The sequence below is a fragment of the Cellulomonas composti genome (assembly GCF_007990245.1).
GTDB lineage: Bacteria > Actinomycetota > Actinomycetes > Actinomycetales > Cellulomonadaceae > Cellulomonas > Cellulomonas composti.
Genome location: NZ_BJWG01000002.1, coordinates 212,566 through 228,882, shown reverse-complemented (window position 1 = coordinate 228,882; position 16,317 = coordinate 212,566). Strand labels below are relative to the sequence as shown.

At 72.4% G+C, this 16,317-nt stretch carries 17 protein-coding genes; 9 read left to right on the top strand and 8 right to left on the bottom strand.

Translation table 11 applies throughout. The features are described 5' to 3' along the window. Window positions 1–87 precede the first annotated feature (87 nt). Window positions 88–1,860 carry an HNH endonuclease signature motif containing protein gene (locus CCO02nite_RS03605; protein WP_146841670.1) on the bottom strand — a complete coding sequence of 591 codons (1,773 nt, stop codon included), beginning with the start codon at window positions 1,858–1,860 and terminating at the stop codon, window positions 88–90. Window positions 1,861–2,250: 390 nt separating this feature from the next. Here CCO02nite_RS03605 and CCO02nite_RS03600 point away from each other — a divergent pair, with 390 nt between their 5' ends. From CCO02nite_RS03600 to CCO02nite_RS03590, 3 genes are read left to right on the top strand one after another with little or no spacing between them, the layout of a single operon-like run. Further along, window positions 2,251–3,072, top strand: coding sequence for a CPBP family intramembrane glutamic endopeptidase (locus CCO02nite_RS03600; RefSeq protein ID WP_146841669.1), 822 nt, complete (start codon window positions 2,251–2,253; stop codon window positions 3,070–3,072). Between the two features lie 2 nt (window positions 3,073–3,074). Beyond that, window positions 3,075–4,229 carry a sensor histidine kinase gene (locus CCO02nite_RS03595; RefSeq protein WP_146841668.1) on the top strand — a complete coding sequence of 385 codons (1,155 nt, stop codon included), beginning with the start codon at window positions 3,075–3,077 and terminating at the stop codon, window positions 4,227–4,229. Further along, the gene (locus tag CCO02nite_RS03590) at window positions 4,226–4,885 is read left to right on the top strand and encodes a response regulator (RefSeq protein WP_146841667.1); all 660 of its coding nucleotides are present in this window, start codon (window positions 4,226–4,228) and stop codon (window positions 4,883–4,885) included. Before CCO02nite_RS03595 ends, CCO02nite_RS03590 begins: the two co-directional genes overlap by 4 nt. A gap of 15 nt (window positions 4,886–4,900) precedes the next feature. Here the strand turns inward: CCO02nite_RS03590 and CCO02nite_RS03585 are convergent, their stop codons facing one another. Continuing rightward, the gene (locus CCO02nite_RS03585) at window positions 4,901–5,827 is read right to left on the bottom strand and encodes a quinone oxidoreductase family protein (protein ID WP_146841666.1); all 927 of its coding nucleotides are present in this window, start codon (window positions 5,825–5,827) and stop codon (window positions 4,901–4,903) included. 81 nt (window positions 5,828–5,908) lie between these two features. Here CCO02nite_RS03585 and CCO02nite_RS03580 point away from each other — a divergent pair, with 81 nt between their 5' ends. Beyond that, on the top strand, window positions 5,909–6,343 hold the full coding sequence (locus CCO02nite_RS03580) for a MarR family winged helix-turn-helix transcriptional regulator (RefSeq protein WP_146841665.1): 435 nt from the start codon (window positions 5,909–5,911) through the stop codon (window positions 6,341–6,343). Window positions 6,344–6,381: 38 nt separating this feature from the next. Here the strand turns inward: CCO02nite_RS03580 and CCO02nite_RS03575 are convergent, their stop codons facing one another. Then, the gene (locus tag CCO02nite_RS03575) at window positions 6,382–7,245 is read right to left on the bottom strand and encodes a LysR family transcriptional regulator (RefSeq protein WP_146841664.1); all 864 of its coding nucleotides are present in this window, start codon (window positions 7,243–7,245) and stop codon (window positions 6,382–6,384) included. Window positions 7,246–7,347: 102 nt separating this feature from the next. Here CCO02nite_RS03575 and CCO02nite_RS03570 point away from each other — a divergent pair, with 102 nt between their 5' ends. Together CCO02nite_RS03570 and CCO02nite_RS03565 are read left to right on the top strand one after the other, a co-directional pair. Further along, complete coding sequence (locus tag CCO02nite_RS03570; protein ID WP_146841663.1) at window positions 7,348–8,100, top strand: SDR family oxidoreductase; 753 nt, start codon at window positions 7,348–7,350, stop codon at window positions 8,098–8,100. Window positions 8,101–8,175: 75 nt separating this feature from the next. After that, window positions 8,176–9,186 (top strand): BUD32 family EKC/KEOPS complex subunit, encoded by a 1,011-nt coding sequence (locus CCO02nite_RS03565; RefSeq protein ID WP_146841662.1) that lies wholly within the window; start codon window positions 8,176–8,178, stop codon window positions 9,184–9,186. A 55-nt stretch (window positions 9,187–9,241) separates the two neighbouring features. On the opposite strand, the gene CCO02nite_RS03560 is transcribed toward CCO02nite_RS03565, so the two are convergent. From CCO02nite_RS03560 to CCO02nite_RS16195, 4 genes are all read right to left on the bottom strand, one after another. Beyond that, window positions 9,242–10,618, bottom strand: a complete 1,377-nt coding sequence (locus CCO02nite_RS03560) for a permease prefix domain 1-containing protein (RefSeq protein WP_146841661.1) — start codon at window positions 10,616–10,618, stop codon at window positions 9,242–9,244. Continuing rightward, complete coding sequence (locus tag CCO02nite_RS03555) at window positions 10,615–10,974, bottom strand: PadR family transcriptional regulator (protein WP_146841660.1); 360 nt, start codon at window positions 10,972–10,974, stop codon at window positions 10,615–10,617. Before CCO02nite_RS03555 ends, CCO02nite_RS03560 begins: the two co-directional genes overlap by 4 nt. Before the next feature lie 180 nt (window positions 10,975–11,154). After that, window positions 11,155–11,802 carry an SDR family oxidoreductase gene (locus CCO02nite_RS03550; RefSeq protein WP_146841659.1) on the bottom strand — a complete coding sequence of 216 codons (648 nt, stop codon included), beginning with the start codon at window positions 11,800–11,802 and terminating at the stop codon, window positions 11,155–11,157. Between the two features lie 65 nt (window positions 11,803–11,867). Continuing rightward, entirely contained in the window at window positions 11,868–12,473 is a 606-nt protein-coding gene (locus tag CCO02nite_RS16195) for a TetR/AcrR family transcriptional regulator (RefSeq protein WP_186812567.1), read from the bottom strand. Window positions 12,474–12,568: 95 nt separating this feature from the next. Here CCO02nite_RS16195 and CCO02nite_RS03540 point away from each other — a divergent pair, with 95 nt between their 5' ends. The 3 genes from CCO02nite_RS03540 (at window position 12,569) to CCO02nite_RS03530 (ending at window position 15,448) form a co-directional block, all read left to right on the top strand. Further along, the gene (locus CCO02nite_RS03540; protein WP_146841658.1) at window positions 12,569–13,480 is read left to right on the top strand and encodes an ABC transporter ATP-binding protein; all 912 of its coding nucleotides are present in this window, start codon (window positions 12,569–12,571) and stop codon (window positions 13,478–13,480) included. Then, window positions 13,477–15,099 (top strand): ABC transporter permease, encoded by a 1,623-nt coding sequence (locus tag CCO02nite_RS03535; RefSeq protein WP_146841657.1) that lies wholly within the window; start codon window positions 13,477–13,479, stop codon window positions 15,097–15,099. Before CCO02nite_RS03540 ends, CCO02nite_RS03535 begins: the two co-directional genes overlap by 4 nt. A gap of 142 nt (window positions 15,100–15,241) precedes the next feature. Further along, entirely contained in the window at window positions 15,242–15,448 is a 207-nt protein-coding gene (locus tag CCO02nite_RS03530) for a TOBE domain-containing protein (protein ID WP_146841656.1), read from the top strand. A gap of 212 nt (window positions 15,449–15,660) precedes the next feature. Here the strand turns inward: CCO02nite_RS03530 and CCO02nite_RS03525 are convergent, their stop codons facing one another. Next, window positions 15,661–16,308, bottom strand: coding sequence for an HAD-IA family hydrolase (locus CCO02nite_RS03525; RefSeq protein ID WP_146841655.1), 648 nt, complete (start codon window positions 16,306–16,308; stop codon window positions 15,661–15,663). Window positions 16,309–16,317 lie beyond the last annotated feature (9 nt).

The window sequence follows — 16,317 nt, the reverse complement described above, 5'->3', positions numbered from 1 at the left end:
CGTTGCGTCTGCTCGACGACGCCCCCGAGGGGTACGCAGCCGGGCGCTGACCAACGGCGCGCACAGGGGTGCCACGCGCCAACGCCTCTACCTCCGCGTCGGCGTGCCGCGTGCCCGGAGCGTGTGGTGGAAGTGCAGGGGTGATCCGATGGCTGGTCGCCACCCGAGCTCGTCGCTCGCGTCGAACGGCCTGCTGCTGGGCGGGCGACCGCGGTCGGTCCGCGTGCCGGGTGGGCGACTCAGGCGGCGCAGGCTCCCGGGCGCGCGGACCTGCGGGCGGCCGTCGCGGATGCGGATCTGCCAACCGTTGGTCTCGATGGTGCGGTGGTGGTACCAGCACAGGAGCACGCCGTTGTCCGTGTGCGTCCCGCTCGGGTCCTCAGCGTGCGGGATGACGTGGTGGACCTCGCACCAGGACGCGGGGATGTGGCACCCGGGGATGACGCACCCACCGTCACGCAGGGTGATCGCCCGACGTTGGGCTCCGGTGAAGCACCGTTCCGTGGAGCCGACGCCGCGGATCTCACCACCGGCGCCGAGGATGATCTTGTGCACGGTCCCCGAGCAGGCGACCTGGCGTACCGCCGCCGGATCCACCCGCAACGCCCCGGGCACGCCGCCGGCCCCCGCGCCACCCAGCACCATCCCGCCACCGGTCCCGTGGACGAGGTCGTCGAGGTGGGCCGCGACCAGCAGCGTCGGCGAGTTGCCTGCGATCGACCGCTGCTCGCAGACTCGGGCGGCGGTCATCACCGCCGAGGCGAACACGTCATGCAGCACCTGGGCACGAGTGCGCTCGTCCCCGGGCGAACGCAGCTCGTCACGATCCGCATCCGCATCCGGGCCGTCACCGTCAGCGCCACCCTCGGCACGACCGCCGTCGGCACGACCGTCGGTGTCACGACTGCCGGTGTCACGACCGTCGGCGGCGAAGCTGTCGGTGTCACGGCTGTGGGCGGCAGGACTGTCGGTGTCACGACTGTCGGCGGCGGGGCCGTCGCCGTCGGGACTGTCGGCCTGACGGCAGCCCGCGGGGCCGTCGCTGTCGTCGCTGCTGTCGCCGTCGTCGTTCGCGTCCCGCTCGGGGTGAGGGACCTCGGGTGTGCGGGGGTTGGTGGCCGCGTCGGCGAAAGCCTCCAGCGCACCGGCGACCTCGGGCAGCAGCAGTCCGCGAATGCGGGTGAGACCACCAGGGCCAGGGCTCAGGCTCAGGAACCGGCGGGCGGTCTGTACGTCCGAGGGTGTCGCGCCGTCAGGGTCGAGGACCGCGGCCCAGGCGGTGGCCTGGATGCGTACGGAGTCTGCGTCCAGCGCCGGCACCCGCTCGCCAGCGGGCACAGCGGCGGCGTCGACCAGCTCGGTGCAGGCGATCTGGACGTGCTCGGTGGCCGCGACCCGCAGGGTCGGGCGCAGCACGTCGATGATCGCCGCGGCTGCGTCCAGGTCCAGCCGGCCCGCGGTGAACGCCTCGGTCACCGGGTCGAACGGACCCGGGATCGGGGTGCCGTCCAGGCGGTGCTGCGGACGTAGCGCATCGCCCCAGCGCGTCCATCGACCGATGCTGGCGCCGGCGGCGCCGGTCAGCCGTTGACTCAGCTCCCGACCGCTCGCGCAGCCGTGCGTGCGGGCCAACGACTCGCGCCCCAGCTCACGGCGCGAGCGTTCGGCGACCTCCGCCACCAGCACCACCCGCCGTGCCTCGAGGCGCCGCGCGTCCTCCTGCACCGCGACCAGCGCGTCGAGCAGGTCGTCCTCCGACAGGCCCACCGCGTCCGCGCAGGTCAGCCGCTCCCATCCCCCGCGCAGCGGGGCGCCGGCACCGTGTGCGGTGTCGTTCGACTGCGCCTCGAATCGGGACATACCGACATCCTGACACGGACCACTGACACACGTGTTCGAATCATCCACAGGCCATCAGGCGCGCTCGGAGCGCACTCGAAGGCTGTGGCGCAGCGGGTCCGACTCCGGGTCGGTGTCAGACGCCCGAGGTCGATCCACGGCGGCCGATCCACGGAGCTCGATCCCTGCGGCCAGCGCGGCGCACGCGGCGCGGTCGTCGTGACCGCACAGCCGGCGTGACCGGACGAGGCCACCCCTCCCGAACGGTCCCGGCGACGGATCATCCGCTCGGTCCCCCGAGCGAGCTACCGGAAGCTGTCCACCCTGCGGGGACGCGGCCGTGGGGGCGCGATCCCTAGCGTCGAGAGCACGCCGTTGCACCGTGCAGCGGCTCTGGACGGAGGACTCATCATGCGGCTTCTCAAGCAGCTCGGGACCGTCGCGGGCGTCGCGCTCGCAGGCAACCTGGCCGTCGGTGCGGCGGGTGGGGGCTGGGTCGCCTCGCTGGTCCTGGGGATCGCCACAGGCCTGCTCGCCCTGCTCGCCTACCGGTGGGTGGTCCGACGGACCGAGCGCCGCCGGCCGGTCGAGGTGGAACTCGCCGGAGCGCGGGCCGGGCTCGGCGCGGGCCTGCTCGTCGGGACCGCGATGTTCGTCGGCGTCATCGGCGCCATCGCACTGCTCGGCGGCTACCGCGTCGAGGGGTGGGGGTCGTTGACCGGGGCGGCGGGCCTGCTCGGGGTCGCGGTCGCGTCCGGGGTCACCGAGGAGCTGCTGTTCCGGGGGGTGCTCTTCCGGGTCATCGAGGAGCGGGCCGGGACCTGGGTGTCGCTCGGATTCACCGCCGCGTTGTTCGGTGCGATGCACCTGGTCAACCCGCACGCGAGCCTGTGGGGTGCGATCGCGATCGCCGTCGAGGCCGGGGTCATGCTGGCCGCCGCGTACGCGGCGACGCGCAGCCTGTGGCTGCCGATCGGCCTGCACATCGGCTGGAACTTCGCGCAGAGCGGCATCTTCGGCACCGAGGTCTCGGGCGCGGACACCGCCATGGGGCTGCTGCACGGTGTGACGTCGGGTCCGGTCGCGCTGTCCGGCGGCGCGTTCGGGCCCGAGGCGAGCGTCGTCGCGGTCCTCGCGGGGGCGGCGGCCGCGGCGGTGTTCCTCCGACTTGCCCACCAGCGCGGGCGGATCGTCGCCCGCCGCAGCCGCGCACTCGCGACCGCTACGGTCTGACCGTGATCGATCTCGGCCGGGCGCGCGCGGTCTGGGCGGCGTGCGACGTCACCGTGCGGGACCTCCCGCTCGCGCTCGCGGTGGCTGCCACGCCGCTCGTGCCCGCGTTGCACCACCAGGGCACGCAGCTCGGCGGCCTGCCGAACCGGCCGGTGGACGCGCTCGCCGTCGTGGCCGTCGTCCTGCAGTCGTTCCCGCTCGCCGTCCGTCGTCGGTGGCCGTCCCTCTGTCTCTTGCTGGTGTCACTCGGCTTCGCGGTGGATCAGCTCCGCGGCTACCACACCGTCACGGGCGTCGCCCTGCCCATCGCGGTGTTCAGCGCGGCGGCGCACCTGCGCGAGCGTCGCCGTGCGACCGCGGTCGTCGCCTCCGTCGCCTACGTGACCCTGGTGGCAGCGCTCGTCCGGGCCGGCGCGACGGAGGGGCCGTCCGACTTCGTGACCTTCTACCTCGTGCTCGTCGTCTCGGGGTGCATCGGTGCGTGGCTGCGCCAGACCCGGAGCGTCGAGGAGGAGAACCGCCGCCGCCTCGCCGAGACGACGCGAGCCGGCGAGCGCGCCCTCATCGCCCGCGAGCTCCACGACGTCGTCACCCACCACGTCACCGCGATGGTCGTGCAGGCGGAGTCCGCCCGGTACGTGACCGCCCACCCGGCCCGCCTCGACGAGGCCCTCACCGCAGTCACCGACACCGGACGACGGGCGATCGACGACCTGCGCAACCTGCTCGACGTGCTGGATCCGGGCCACGGCCCGCAACCGCGCACGCCGGGCGTCGGAGAGATCGACGCCCTGGTGGAGCAGGCCCGACAGGCCGGCCAGCCGGTCGAGCTCCTGCACGAGGGGAGCCCGCCGCTGGTCCCCGGCACCGCCGAGGTCGCCGCATACCGCGTGGTCCAGGAGGCACTGACGAACGCGCTCAAGCACGCGCGCGGCAGCCGCACTCTCGTCCGCGTTCGGCACGGTGACGACGCGCTCGACGTCGAGGTGACGACCGACGGCCCCGCGTCGCCGCGCGTGTCGCCCGACGGGAGCGGGCGGGGCCTGATCGGGCTCCGCGAGCGCGTCGGCCTGCTGGGTGGCGGGCTGAGCGCCAGTCCGGAGCCGGGCGGGGTGTTCGTCGTGCGGGCCCAGATCCCCACCGGGCCGCGACGATGAGCGCGCCTGTCCGGGTGCTGGTCTGCGACGACCAGGCGCTGGTCCGGACGGGATTCGTGACGATCATCGACGCCCAACCGGACCTCGAGGTCGTCGGGGCGTGCGGAGACGGACGTGCGGCGGTCGACCTCGCGCGCCGGTTGCGCCCCGACGTCGTCGTCATGGACGTGCGCATGCCCGTGCTCGACGGCATCGAGGCCACCCGACTGCTGGCCGGCGTGGGTGTGCCGGACCCGGTCAAGGTGCTCGTCGTCACCACGTTCAACCTCGACGAGCACGTCTACGCGGCACTGCGGGCCGGCGCGAGCGGCTTCCTGCTCAAGGACGCCCCGATCGAGCAGCTGCTGGGCGGCATCCGCACGGTGTCGTCGGGGTCCGCGTTGCTCGCACCCGAGGTGACGCGCCAGCTCGTCGGGCGGTACGCGAGCAGGATCAGCCCGCCCGATGAGACCCCGCAGGAGTCCGCGCTGACCCCGCGCGAGCTCGAGGTGCTCCGACTGGTGGCCGGCGGTCTGTCCAACAGCGAGATCGCGGCCGAGCTCGTCCTCAGCGTCGAGACCGTCAAGACGTACGTCTCGCGCATCCTGACCAAGCTCGACCTGCGCGACCGGGTGCAGGTGGTGGTGTACGCCTACCGCAAGGGCCTGGTGGTCTGAGCAGGGGCCGACGGGCTACGGGACGAGCACGATGCGGTCGCCTGCCTCGTCGGCCCAGGCCTGCGCGACGTCGGCGAGCGGCACGGCGCGCGCCCGGACGTCGATCGAGCCGGCCGCGACCGCCGCGGCGATGCCCGGCAGCTCGGCGACGATCTCCTGCGGGCGGACCGAGCCGATCCCGCTGCCGACGATCTGCAGCCGCGAGGCGCGCAGCGCGAACGCCGGGATCGGGGCGGTCGCACCGGCGATCGACCCGATCTGGATCCAGACGAGCGGTGCCGTGCGGTCCGTGCGCGCCCGGAGCATCGGGACCATCGCGTCGCCCGCGGGCGTTCCCCAGAGGTAGTCGAGGACCACGTCGACGTCGGCGGCCTGCTCGAGCCGGTCGAGCGTGCAGGTCGCGTCGGCGCCGAGTGCGGTGAGCTCGGACAGCCGTGCAGCGTCCCGGCCCGCGGCGATCACCTGGGACGCGCCGAGCAGCTTGGCGACCTGGATCGCCATGCGCCCCGCGCTTCCGGTCGCGCCGATCACCAGGACCCGCTGACCGGGCTGGAGCTCGATCCGTCGGCGCAGCGCGATCCACGACGACATGGCGGGGTTCATCGCGGCCGCGACCCGGACCGGGTCGGTGCCTTCGGGGAGCACGACGCTGCGGCGGACGTCGATCACGGTGCGCTCGGCGAACGTCCCGAGACGCGTGTCGTCGAGCACCGCGTAGCGCAGGGCTCCGGCGGCGTCCCGGACGACGGCGTCGACGCCAGGCACGAGTGGGAAGGTGGCGCCGGTGCTGTAGTGCGCGCCGGTGGCTCGCGCCCGGGTCAGGTGGTGCAGCGGAGCGGCGAGCACGTCCACGACGAGCTCGTGCTCGCCGGTCGCCACGGGCTCGTCGTGGTCGCGGTAGGACGGCGGGGTGTCGAAGGCTTCCAGGACTGCTGCGTGCACGGGGACTCCCGAGAGATAGGTGGAATTACCAACTATCTCAGAATGGTGGGGAATCCCCACTATGTCAACTAGGCTGTCGGCATGACCCATGAGGACCCCGCTGCCGCGCTCGTCGACGCGCTCGGCCGCACCTCCTTCCTCCTGACCGCGGTGCTCACGCGGCTGGGTGCCGACAACGAGCTGTCCCTCACGCAGCTGCGGCTGCTCGGTGTCCTGCGGGACCGGCGGGCCCGGGTCACCGAGCTCGCCGACCGACTGGGCCTCGACAAGTCGACGATGTCGGGCCTGGTCGCCCGCGCCGAACGACGCGGCCTGGTCGAGCGGGACCGCAACCCGCACGACGGCCGAGTCGTCGAGATCTCCCTGACCGCCGAGGGTGAGCGCTTCGCCCGGCGGGTCGAGCAGCAGGCGCGCGAGGTCCTCACGCCCGCGCTCGACCGCCTCCCGCCGGCCAGGCAGGCGCAGCTCGCGGAACTTCTCGACGAGCTGCTGGGAGACCCCGCACCCTCGTCGTGATCGTCGTGATCGTCGTGCGCAGCCGGGGCCGTCGCGACTCACGCACGCGGCGCGTCGAAGAGACGTGACGCGGTGCGTACCAGGCTGGCGACGCCCGACGAGACGCTCTGCGGCGGCCAGGCGATGACGGTGGTGACCTGTGCGGCGTCGGAGACCGGGACGACCGCCAGGCCGTCGCGCACGTTGACCCGTGCCGACTCCGGCATCACGATCGCGGCACGGCCGAGCCGCACGAGCTGCAGCACCTGGGTCAGGTCGCGCAGCTCGGGACCTGGACCCTCCGGGTAGGTGCCGTCGAGCCGGGGCCAGCGCGGCGTCGGCAGACCGGGGATCGACGTCGCCTCGGCCACGGTCAGCGAGGTCGCGCGGCTCGCCGGATGGCCGGCGGGCAGGATCAGCACCTGGTCCTCGACATTCAGCACGTCGACGTCGAAGCCGCTGAGGTCGTCGAAGGGCCGGTGCAGGATCGCGACGTCGGCGCGCCCGTCACGCAGCATGAGCGCCTGGTGGCCGGGCGGGCTCAGCACGACCTCGACGTCGACGGCATCCGGTTCGGCGGCGTACGCGTCGAGCAGCTTGGCCATCAGCTCGCTGGACGCGCCGGCCTTGGCGGTGAGCACCACTGGCGCCGGACCGGGTGTCGCGACGGTGCGGCGGGTCCGCCGCTCGGCCGCCTCGACGGCGGCCAGGGCTGTCCGACCCTCGCGCAGCAGGGTCTCGCCGGCGAGGGTGAGGGTCATGCCGCGAGGGGCGCGGACGAACAGGTCGGCCCCGATCCGGCGCTCGAGCTGGGCGATGGCGCGCGACAGCGGAGGCTGTGCCATCCCCAGTCGTTCGGCGGCCCGGCCCACGTGCGCCTCCTCGGCGACGGCGATGAAGTAGCGCAGCTCGCGGGTCTCCACGCGTGCAGCGTACGCCGCTGGCCTCTCGTCATACCCGGGCGGTATGGCGCCGAACCCGATCGGTGTTGGCCGAGATCGGCGACGGGATCGCACGATCGACGCATGACACAGAACAGCACCGCGAAGACCAGCACCGCGAAGACCAAGACCGCCCTCGTCACCGGCGCCAACAAGGGCATCGGCTACGAGATCGCCGCCGGACTCGCCCGGCTCGGGTTCCGCGTCGCAGTCGGGGCACGCGACACGGGCCGCCGCGACGAGGCCGTCCGCAGGCTCCGGGCCGAGGGCCTGGACGTCTTCGGTGTACCGCTGGACGTGACCGACGACGCGAGCGTCGCGGCTGCCGCTGCCCAGCTGGACGAGCAGGGCGGGCTCGACGTGCTCGTCAACAACGCCGCCATCACCGGTGGTGTCCCGCAGGAGCCGAGCAAGGTCAGCGCCGAGCAGGTCCTGGAGGTCGTCGACACGAACGTCGTCGGCGTCATCCGGGTCACCAACGCGATGCTGCCCATGCTGCGTCGAGCGGAGTCGCCGCGCATCGTCAACGTGTCCAGCACGGTCGGGTCCCTGACCCTGCAGACGGCCCAGACCGAGGCTGTCGGCCCGATCTCCGGGGCGTACTCGCCGACGAAGTCCTACCTCAACGCCCTCACCGTCCAGTACGCCAAGGACCTCGCCGAGACCGGGATCCTGGTCAACGCCGGGTGCCCCGGGTACGTGGCGACCGATCTGAACGGCCACCGCGGGACCCGTACACCCGAGCAGGGCGCCGCCGTCTTCCTCACGCTCGCCACGTTGCCCGACGGCGGGCCGACCGGCACCTTCCGCGACGACTCGGGCCTGCAGCCCTGGTGATGCTGCCGGACGAGAGCATCGTCGCCTCCTCGCGCACCAGCGCCTGCCCACGTCCGAACCCGGCAGGATGGCGTGATGCCCAGCACCCGACAGGTCCGTCACGACCTGGTGTCGGCGGCGCTCGCTGCATGCGGCGACGACGAGCTCGCGGCCGTGCTCGACGACACCCCCGCCGGCCCGGTGGGGGTGGGCGGTGGCTCGTCGTTGCTCGACGTCGAGGGCATCGCGGTGTTCGCCAAGCGGATCCCGATCACCGATCGAGAGCTCGCCCACCCGCACAGCACCGCCAACCTGTTCGGCCTGCCGACCGCCTGCCAGTACGGCATGCACCCCCTCGCCGGCCCGGGCTTCGGCGCGTGGCGCGAGCTGGCCGCGAACACCGTCGTCACCGAGGGAGTCCTCGCCGGTGAGACCGAGTCCTTCGCGCTGCTGCACCACTGGCGGGTCGTCCCCGGCCGGCCGCCGATCGCGTCCGAGCACAGGGACGTCGACGCGGTCGTCGCGCAGTTCGGGGGCGACCCGGCCGTGCGGATCCGGTTCGAAGAGCTGGCCGCCGCGACCAGCAGTCTCGTGCTGTTCTCCGAGCGCGTCCCTGACCCGCTGCTCGACCGGCTGGGCGACCCGCTGGGGAGCGCCGAGTGGCTCGAGCGGCAGCTGTTCGAGGTCGTCGCCTTCCTGCGTGGTCGCGGGGTGCTGCACCTGGACGGGCACTTCGGCAACTTCCGGGCCGACGACGACCGCCAGTACCTCGTCGACTTCGGGCTGGCTACGTCGCCGTACTTCGACCTGTCCGACGACGAGCGCGACTTCGTCGTACGCAACGTCGAGCACGACGCGGACTATGCGGCGATGCGGCTGGTCAACTGGTTGGTGACCACGGTCTGTGGGGTGCCGATGCCGACCAGCGGTGGTCCCGCTGAGCGCAACGCGTACGTGCGCCGATGCGCGAGCGGGGACATCCCGCGGGACGTGCCGGCGGCCGTGGCGGGCATCCTCGCCCGGCATGCTCGCGCTGCGGCCCGGATGAACGACTTCTGCTGGCGTCTGGTCGACGGCGACACGGACGCGACGTATCCCGGGTCCTAGTCCGACTGCGCCACAACGGTCCGCGGTGGTCCTGGGGCGTGTGACGCGCCGGTGCTCAGGCGAACGAGAAGGCGGGCGGGAAGAGCAGGACGACGATCGCGGCCCACGCCGCGTACACGGGCAGGTAGCGGGTCTGCCAGCGCTCGACCGCGTCGAACGTGCCGCGCGCCCGGACGAACCGCCACAGCAACCAGCCGGTCCCCGTGAGGTGCACGAACAGCACCACGTTGAGGCCGAGCGCGGCGGTCTTGTTGGCCGTCCATCCCGCGTCGGAGATCCGCGTGACCATCGCGGTGAGCGTGACGACGTTCACCGCGAACGCCGCTGCGACCAGCCCGAGCTGCAGCCGGTCGAACCAGGTGCCGGGGTGGAGCGGGTCCCGTGCGCTGATCGAGTAGAGCAGCAACGCGAGCACCAGCAGCAGGATCGCGTCCATCAGGATCAGCAGGTCGCGGTCGACCGCGTCGAGCGGGCCGCCGGCGAGCAGGGCGACGAGCGCGGCCACCAGCAGCACGAGGGTCAGCGGCGTGAACACCCGGGTGAGCACGGGCGCGATGTTCTCGACGACGCTCTTCTTCGCCTCGACGAGCCACGCGGCGACGAAGAACGCGCCGGGCACGGCGAAGGGCCAGAGCCACTCGCCGACGAAGGCCTCGATGTCGATGTCGACGACGTCGAAGGTGGCGAACAGGAGCGCCACGAGCAGGCCGCCGCCGAGCGAGATGAGTGCGAAGTAGATGGCGAGCTCGCCCGTGAACCGCACGAAGTCCATGCGGCGGGCGTGGTCGCGCCACAGCCCGCCGGTGTAGGTGACGCCGAGCAGGAGCCACAGGAGCACCGGCAGGTGGGTCGCGGTCAGCACGTACGTCATCGCGGCGTCGCCGGAGCCGTCGGTGACGAACGGGTACAGGTTGACCGCGACCGCCACCGCCGCCGTCAGCCCGACGAGAGCAGCGGCGGTGCGCGCGGACAGGTGCCGGGACCAGGCGAAGTAGGCCGCGAGGAAGGGCAGCACCGCGAAGGCGAGGTTCAGCCCGATGCTCGCGTCGTCGCCGAACGTGACGAGCAGCTTCACGGCGACGCCCGCGACGACGGCCAGGGCGATCAGCACGCCGAGGTCGCGCCAGCGCCGGCCCGCCTCGGACGGGGAGTCCGGCACGAGCACGAGCTGCTTCCAGAGCCGCTCGGAGTGCTCGCGGGCGAACTCGCGCGAGACGTCGTCGAGGTTGCCCATCCGCCGGACGGCGACCAGGAACGCCTCGTCGTCGTCCAGACCGGCGGCCCGCAGGTCGGCGACCCGCCCGCGCAGGTTGTCCTCGAGCTCCGCGGCGTCGTCGGGCGTGATGGCCCGACGACGCAGGACCCAGGTCCGCCACTGGTCGATCTGGTCCTCGAGGTCGACGTGCTCGTCGCGCGGGCGCTCGTCGCTCATGCGCGGGCCTCCGCGGGCGGCGGGCCCTGGAGCGAGCTCCACACCTGGCGCAGCGCGTCCGCGACGACGTCCCACTGGGCCTGCCGCTGCGCGAGGACCTCCCGGCCGGCCGCGGTCAGCGTGTAGTGCTTGCGCTTGCGTCCCGCGTCGGAGACGTCCCACCGGGCCGAGACCCAGCCGTTGCGCTCGAGCCGGTGCAGCAGCGGGTAGAGCATGCCGTCGGTCCACTGCAGGCGCCCGTCGGACAGCTCCCCGACGCGCTTGAGGATGGCGTACCCGTGCAGGTCCCCGTCCGCGAGGATGCCCAGGACGAGCGGGGTCGCCGCCGCCGCGACCAGGTCCTTCTCGATGTGCACGCGCCCGCCCCCGTTGTACATAGGTCATCTAGGGATACAAACCCTAGCACTGCGAGGTATCGCGCCTGGTGCTGCGCGGCCGGGCGCGCTCGGTCCCCGGTCGTCGCACGACGACCGGGGGGTGAGCTCAGGGTGCCGGGTGATCCGGCCGCAGGCCTCGTCGCGGGCGTGCGACATCGGTCAGAACGACTTCCAGCCCTTCGCGCTGGTGAGCAGGACTCGCTGGCCCGCGTATGCCGGATCCGTGGCGATGGTGGCGATCGCCGCACCGGCATTCGGATAGGGGAGCGTGGGCAGCCCGGGGACCTCTCGGACCTCGTCGAGAGGCTTCACCGTCGCCGCGGAGGCCTCGGGCGCGTCCTTGAGGTTGACCGGATAGACGATCGTGTACCCGAGCCCGGAGTCGACGAGCAGGTGGTCGGCGGCTGCCTTGTCGGCGAGGAACTTGCGCAGCACGGTCCGGTAGATGAGCCTCGCGAATCCAGAGGCCTTCTGCGCCGTGTCGCCTGCCCCGAAGACCGAGACCAGGACGACGCGCCCGGCGTTCGCCTGCCGGACGCCGTCGAGGATCGCCGGCAGGTGACGCTGCATGAAGGTCGCGTCCTTCATCGAGCCGGTGATCGAGACGACCACGGCGTCCGCCCCCTGTGCTGCCGCGGCCAGACCCGCGGAGTCGGCCGCGTCGCCCTGCGCGACCGTGAGACCCGGCCTGGGCGACACCGTCTCCGGCCGCCGCACGTAGGCGACGACCTCGTTGCCGCTGGCGAGCGCGCTGCCGACGACTCGTGAGCCGACGTTCCCGTTTGCTCCGACGACGACGATCTTCATCTGACTCTCCTTCTTGCGGTCGCGGTGACCGTGGTCGACGGCCGAGCTGCGTTGTGCCGCCGGCTTCATCGGTGGGTGCCGTCCAGGTAGCGCTGGATCGTGGGGGCGATCTGATCGACGAGCTCGTCGTGGGTGAACTCGGTGATGGGCGCGACCTTCAGGACGTGGCGGGCGGCGGCGACGCCGAACAGGTGCGCAGCGGCCAACGCGACGTGTCGGGAGCGCTCGGCCTCGACCCAGGGGGCCGTCGAGATCCGCGAGATCATGACCGCGCGGAGCATGCTCGCGGCCGTCTCGGAAGCGGTGACGGACCGGACCAGGGCGAGCAGGATGGGCCCGGTGTCGGGGGCCTCCCACAGCCGGAGGTACGCATCGGTCACGGCGCGGCCGAGCTCGTCGGGGTCGGCGCTCACGGCCTGGCTCAGACGCTGAGTGACGGCGGTGCGGTCGGTCACCACGGCCGCGAAGAGGCCGTCCTTGTCGCCGAAGAAGTGCCGGATCAGCGCGGGGTCGACGCCCGCGCCGGCGGCGATCGCCCGCACCGAGGCGCCGTCGTAGCCGTGCTCGGAGAACAGCCGCAGCGCCGCGTCGAGGATCGCGTCCCGGGTGCCGGACTCGCCGGGCCGGCGCCCACCGGGGTTCTTGCGGCCGGGCGAGATCTGCGCACTCACGGGATGGACCTTACTCCCCGGTTGCGGAGTTCCCCGCTTGTAGAGTTTGCTGGCCGGGGACCACCCCCGCCCCACCGGACCGCAGGGAAGAGCTCATGACCGCGACCGACACAGTGATCGACGTCCAAGGGCTGCTGAAGTCCTACGGGAAGTTCCGGGCGCTCGACGGCCTGGACCTGCATGTCGCGAGGGGCGAGGTGCACGGCTTCCTCGGCCCCAACGGCGCCGGCAAGTCCACGGCGATCCGCGTGCTCCTCGGCCTGCTGCGCTCCGACGGCGGCACCGTGCAGCTCCTGGGCAAGGACCCGTGGAAGGACGTCGTCGAGCTGCACCGCCGCCTGGCGTACGTGCCCGGTGACGTGTCGCTGTGGCCCGGGATGACCGGCGGAGAGGCGATCGACCTGCTCGGTGCGCTGCGCGGCGGGATCGACGAACCCCGGCGCGCCGAGCTCGTGGAGCGGTTCGAGCTCGACCCGACCAAGCGGGGGCGGCAGTACTCCAAGGGCAACCGGCAGAAGGTCGCGATCGTCGCCGCGCTCGCCTCGGATGTCGAGCTGCTGATCCTGGACGAGCCGACCTCCGGGCTGGACCCGCTGATGGAGAAGGTGTTCCAGGAGGTCATCGGCGAGGCGAAGGACCGCGGATCGACGGTGCTGCTGTCCAGCCACATCCTGGCGGAGGTCGAGACGCTCGCGGACCGGCTGAGCATCATCCGCGACGGGAAGATCGTGCAGTCCGGCACGCTCAACGACCTGCGGGGTCAGACCCACACCGCTGTCCACGCGACGTTCGTCCGCGTCCCCGACAGGGCCGCTCTGACGATGTTCCACGACGTGCACCTGGACGGCGACAGGTTCTCGGCAACCGTGGAGTCGACCCGCATCGGCGAGGCGATGGACGCGCTGGCGCCTTCGGGGCTCACCTCGCTCACGGTCGAGCCGCCCTCGCTCGAGAGCCTGTTCCTGAGCCTGTACGGCGACGAGACGGCCGCCGGGTCGGCCCGATGAGCGCGATCACGACGGCGCGACCCCCTCGCGCGTCGGCCGTCACGGGTACGCGACCGCTCCTGCGCGTCTCCCTCAAGCACGACGGCCGGACGTTCGTGCCGTGGGCGGTGATCGCCACGACCCTGTCGGTGTCGTCGATCATCCTGTACCCGATCGTCTTCCCCGACGAGGCCTCCCGTGCTGCGCTCGCCGCCACGATCAGCGCGAACCCTGCGGTCGGCCTCGTCTTCGGCCCGGCGAACGACCTGATGACGGCGGACGGCTTCAACGCCTGGCGCTCGCTCGCCCTCGGCGGTCTGATGACCGCGCTGGGTGCGATCTTCGCGATGACCCGCGCGACCCGCGCCCAGGAGGACTCCGGCCAGGCCGAGCTGTTGGCCTCCGGGGTCATGGGCCGTGACAGTCGCCTGCTGACCGGTGTCGCGATGTCGGCCATCGGCTCGCTGCTGGTCGGCGTCGCCGCCGGGCTCCTGACGATCGTCGTGGGCGGAGACCCGGAGTCGTCGCTCCTGCTCGCGGCGACGTTCACCGCGACCGGGTGGGTGTTCGGCTCGCTCGCCGGGATCACCGCGCAGATCGGCGCCGACGCGCGCACCTCGAACTCGATGGCCGTCGGTGCGCTCGGCACGCTGTTCGTCCTGAGCGGCTTCTGCTACTCCGTCGAGGCGCCGACCTGGACGAACTGGGTCAACCCCATCGGGTGGATGCACGAGACCCGGCCCGCGGCCGGCAACAACTGGGCGCCCCTGCTGCTCGCGGTGGCGCTGAGCGTCGTCCTGGTCGCGGTGGCGTTCCTGCTGCAGGGGCGACGCGACTTCGGGCAGGGCACGATCGCCCCGCGACCGGGACCCGACCGGGGCGTCACCCGCACCACCTGGCGGCTGGCCCTGCGCATCAACCGCGGACCGTTCCTGACCTGGACGGTCGCGTTCGTCGCACTGGGCTTCGTGTTCGGCTACTTCGCGACGTCGATCTCCGACCTGCTCGCCTCGGACCAGGGCATCCAGCAGGTCATCGCCTCCGGCGCCACCACCCCGGAGGAGATCACGTCGACGTTCGTCCGTCTGATCCTGTCCATGGTCGGCATCCTGGCGGCGATCTCCGGGATCCAGGTCATGCTCAAGGTCCGCTCGGAGGAGCTGGAGGACCGCGTCGAACCCCTCATGGCCGGCTCGGTCGCCCGACACCGCTACTACGGCAGCAACGCGCTGGTCGCGTTCGCCTACCCGACGGTCTTCGTCCTGATCGCCGGGACGCTGATCGCCTGGCTCGCCTCCGGCTCGGACCTCGGCGTCACCTTCGGCGACGTCCTGCTGCAGGCCGTCGTGACCGTGCCGGCCGTGTGGACGGTCGTCGCGGTCTCCGTCGCGGTCATCGGTGCTCGCCCCATGCTCAGCATCGCCTCCTGGTCCGGCGTCCTGGTGTCGTTCGTGCTGACCGTGCTCGGCCCCACCTTCGGCCTGGACGACTGGGTGCTCGGCATCAGCCCGTTCTGGCACGTCCCGTACGTCGCGGCCGCCGACCCCGACTGGACCGGACTCGGCTGGATCACCCTGTTCACCCTCGGATTCCTCTGGATCGGGTTCGCCGGGTTCCGACGTCGCGACCTGGCCCGATGAGGCACGGCGCCTCGGCCGTCCCGCCACCCGCCGAGAAGTCCAGGCGTCGCGACGACGACGCCGGCGAGCGCGGCCGATGGCGACGCGTGCAGTACGGCGTCAGACTCGTCGAGAAACCGACGAAGCTCCGAAGGAGGTAGCCATGCAGCTGTCCGCACGCAACCAGCTCGCCGGCACGGTGAGGTCCGTCCAGGTCGGGGCGGTGATGGCGGAGGTCGTCGTCGACATCGGCGGCAACGACATCGTGGCCGCGATCACGGCCGGGTCGGTGGCGAGCCTGGGGCTGGCCGAGGGCGAGAAGGTCGTCGTGGTGGTCAAGGCGACCGAGGTCATGATCGGTCGCGAGTAGCCGGGTCCGCCCAGCGGTGCGCTTGCGGGCCACCAACACGGAACACGACCGCTGAGTCGCGTCCGGCACGCACACCCCGACCGTCGAGGATCAGGAGAGGCGAGTCGGCTGTCGCGGGTCTGCAGGTCCCAGCACCCCAGACGTGGGTGACGGAAGGTCCAGGAGCTCACGCGACGAGGTCGCGGTAGTGAAGCGCCGAACGCCCTGTCGACTCAGCCTGCTGTGCTGATGACCAGGCCCCCGACAGTCACCTCGACGGTGCAGGCCGCGAGGTCGGGTACGACCACGTGCGCTGCCCTCAGGTCGTGGGCCGGGTGGGAGGTCGCCACCCCGAGCACGTGCGCCCCCGCTGCACGGCCCGCCTCCAGGCCAGCCGGTGCGTCTTCCACGACGAGGCACCGGCGAGGGTCGAAGCCGAGCCGGCGGGCCGCGTTCAGATATCCCTGCGGGTCAGGCTTGCCTCGCCGGACGTCCTCTGCCGCTACCAACACGTCGGGAACCGGCAGCCCGGCGGCGGCCAGCCGCGCATGCATCAGCAGTTGCGACCCCGACGTCACCGCGGCCCATCGATCGGGTGGGAGGCGCGACAAGAGCTCTTGCGTGGCGGGGAGCGCGATCACGTCATCGAGGTCTGCCATCTCCAGCCGCTCGAGCTCGGCGACCGCCGCGGCGCGCTGGCCGCTCGGCAGAAACTCGGCCACCGTGTCCTCAGAGCGGCGCCCGTGACAGCCCCGGAGGACGTCCAAGGCGTCGATCCCGCGGGCAGCGGACCATGCCCGCCACGTGCGCCCGACCGCAGCGGTCGAGTCCACCAATGTCCCGTCGATGTCGAACAGGATCGCGTCCACCTCGAAGCGCATGCCTGGCAA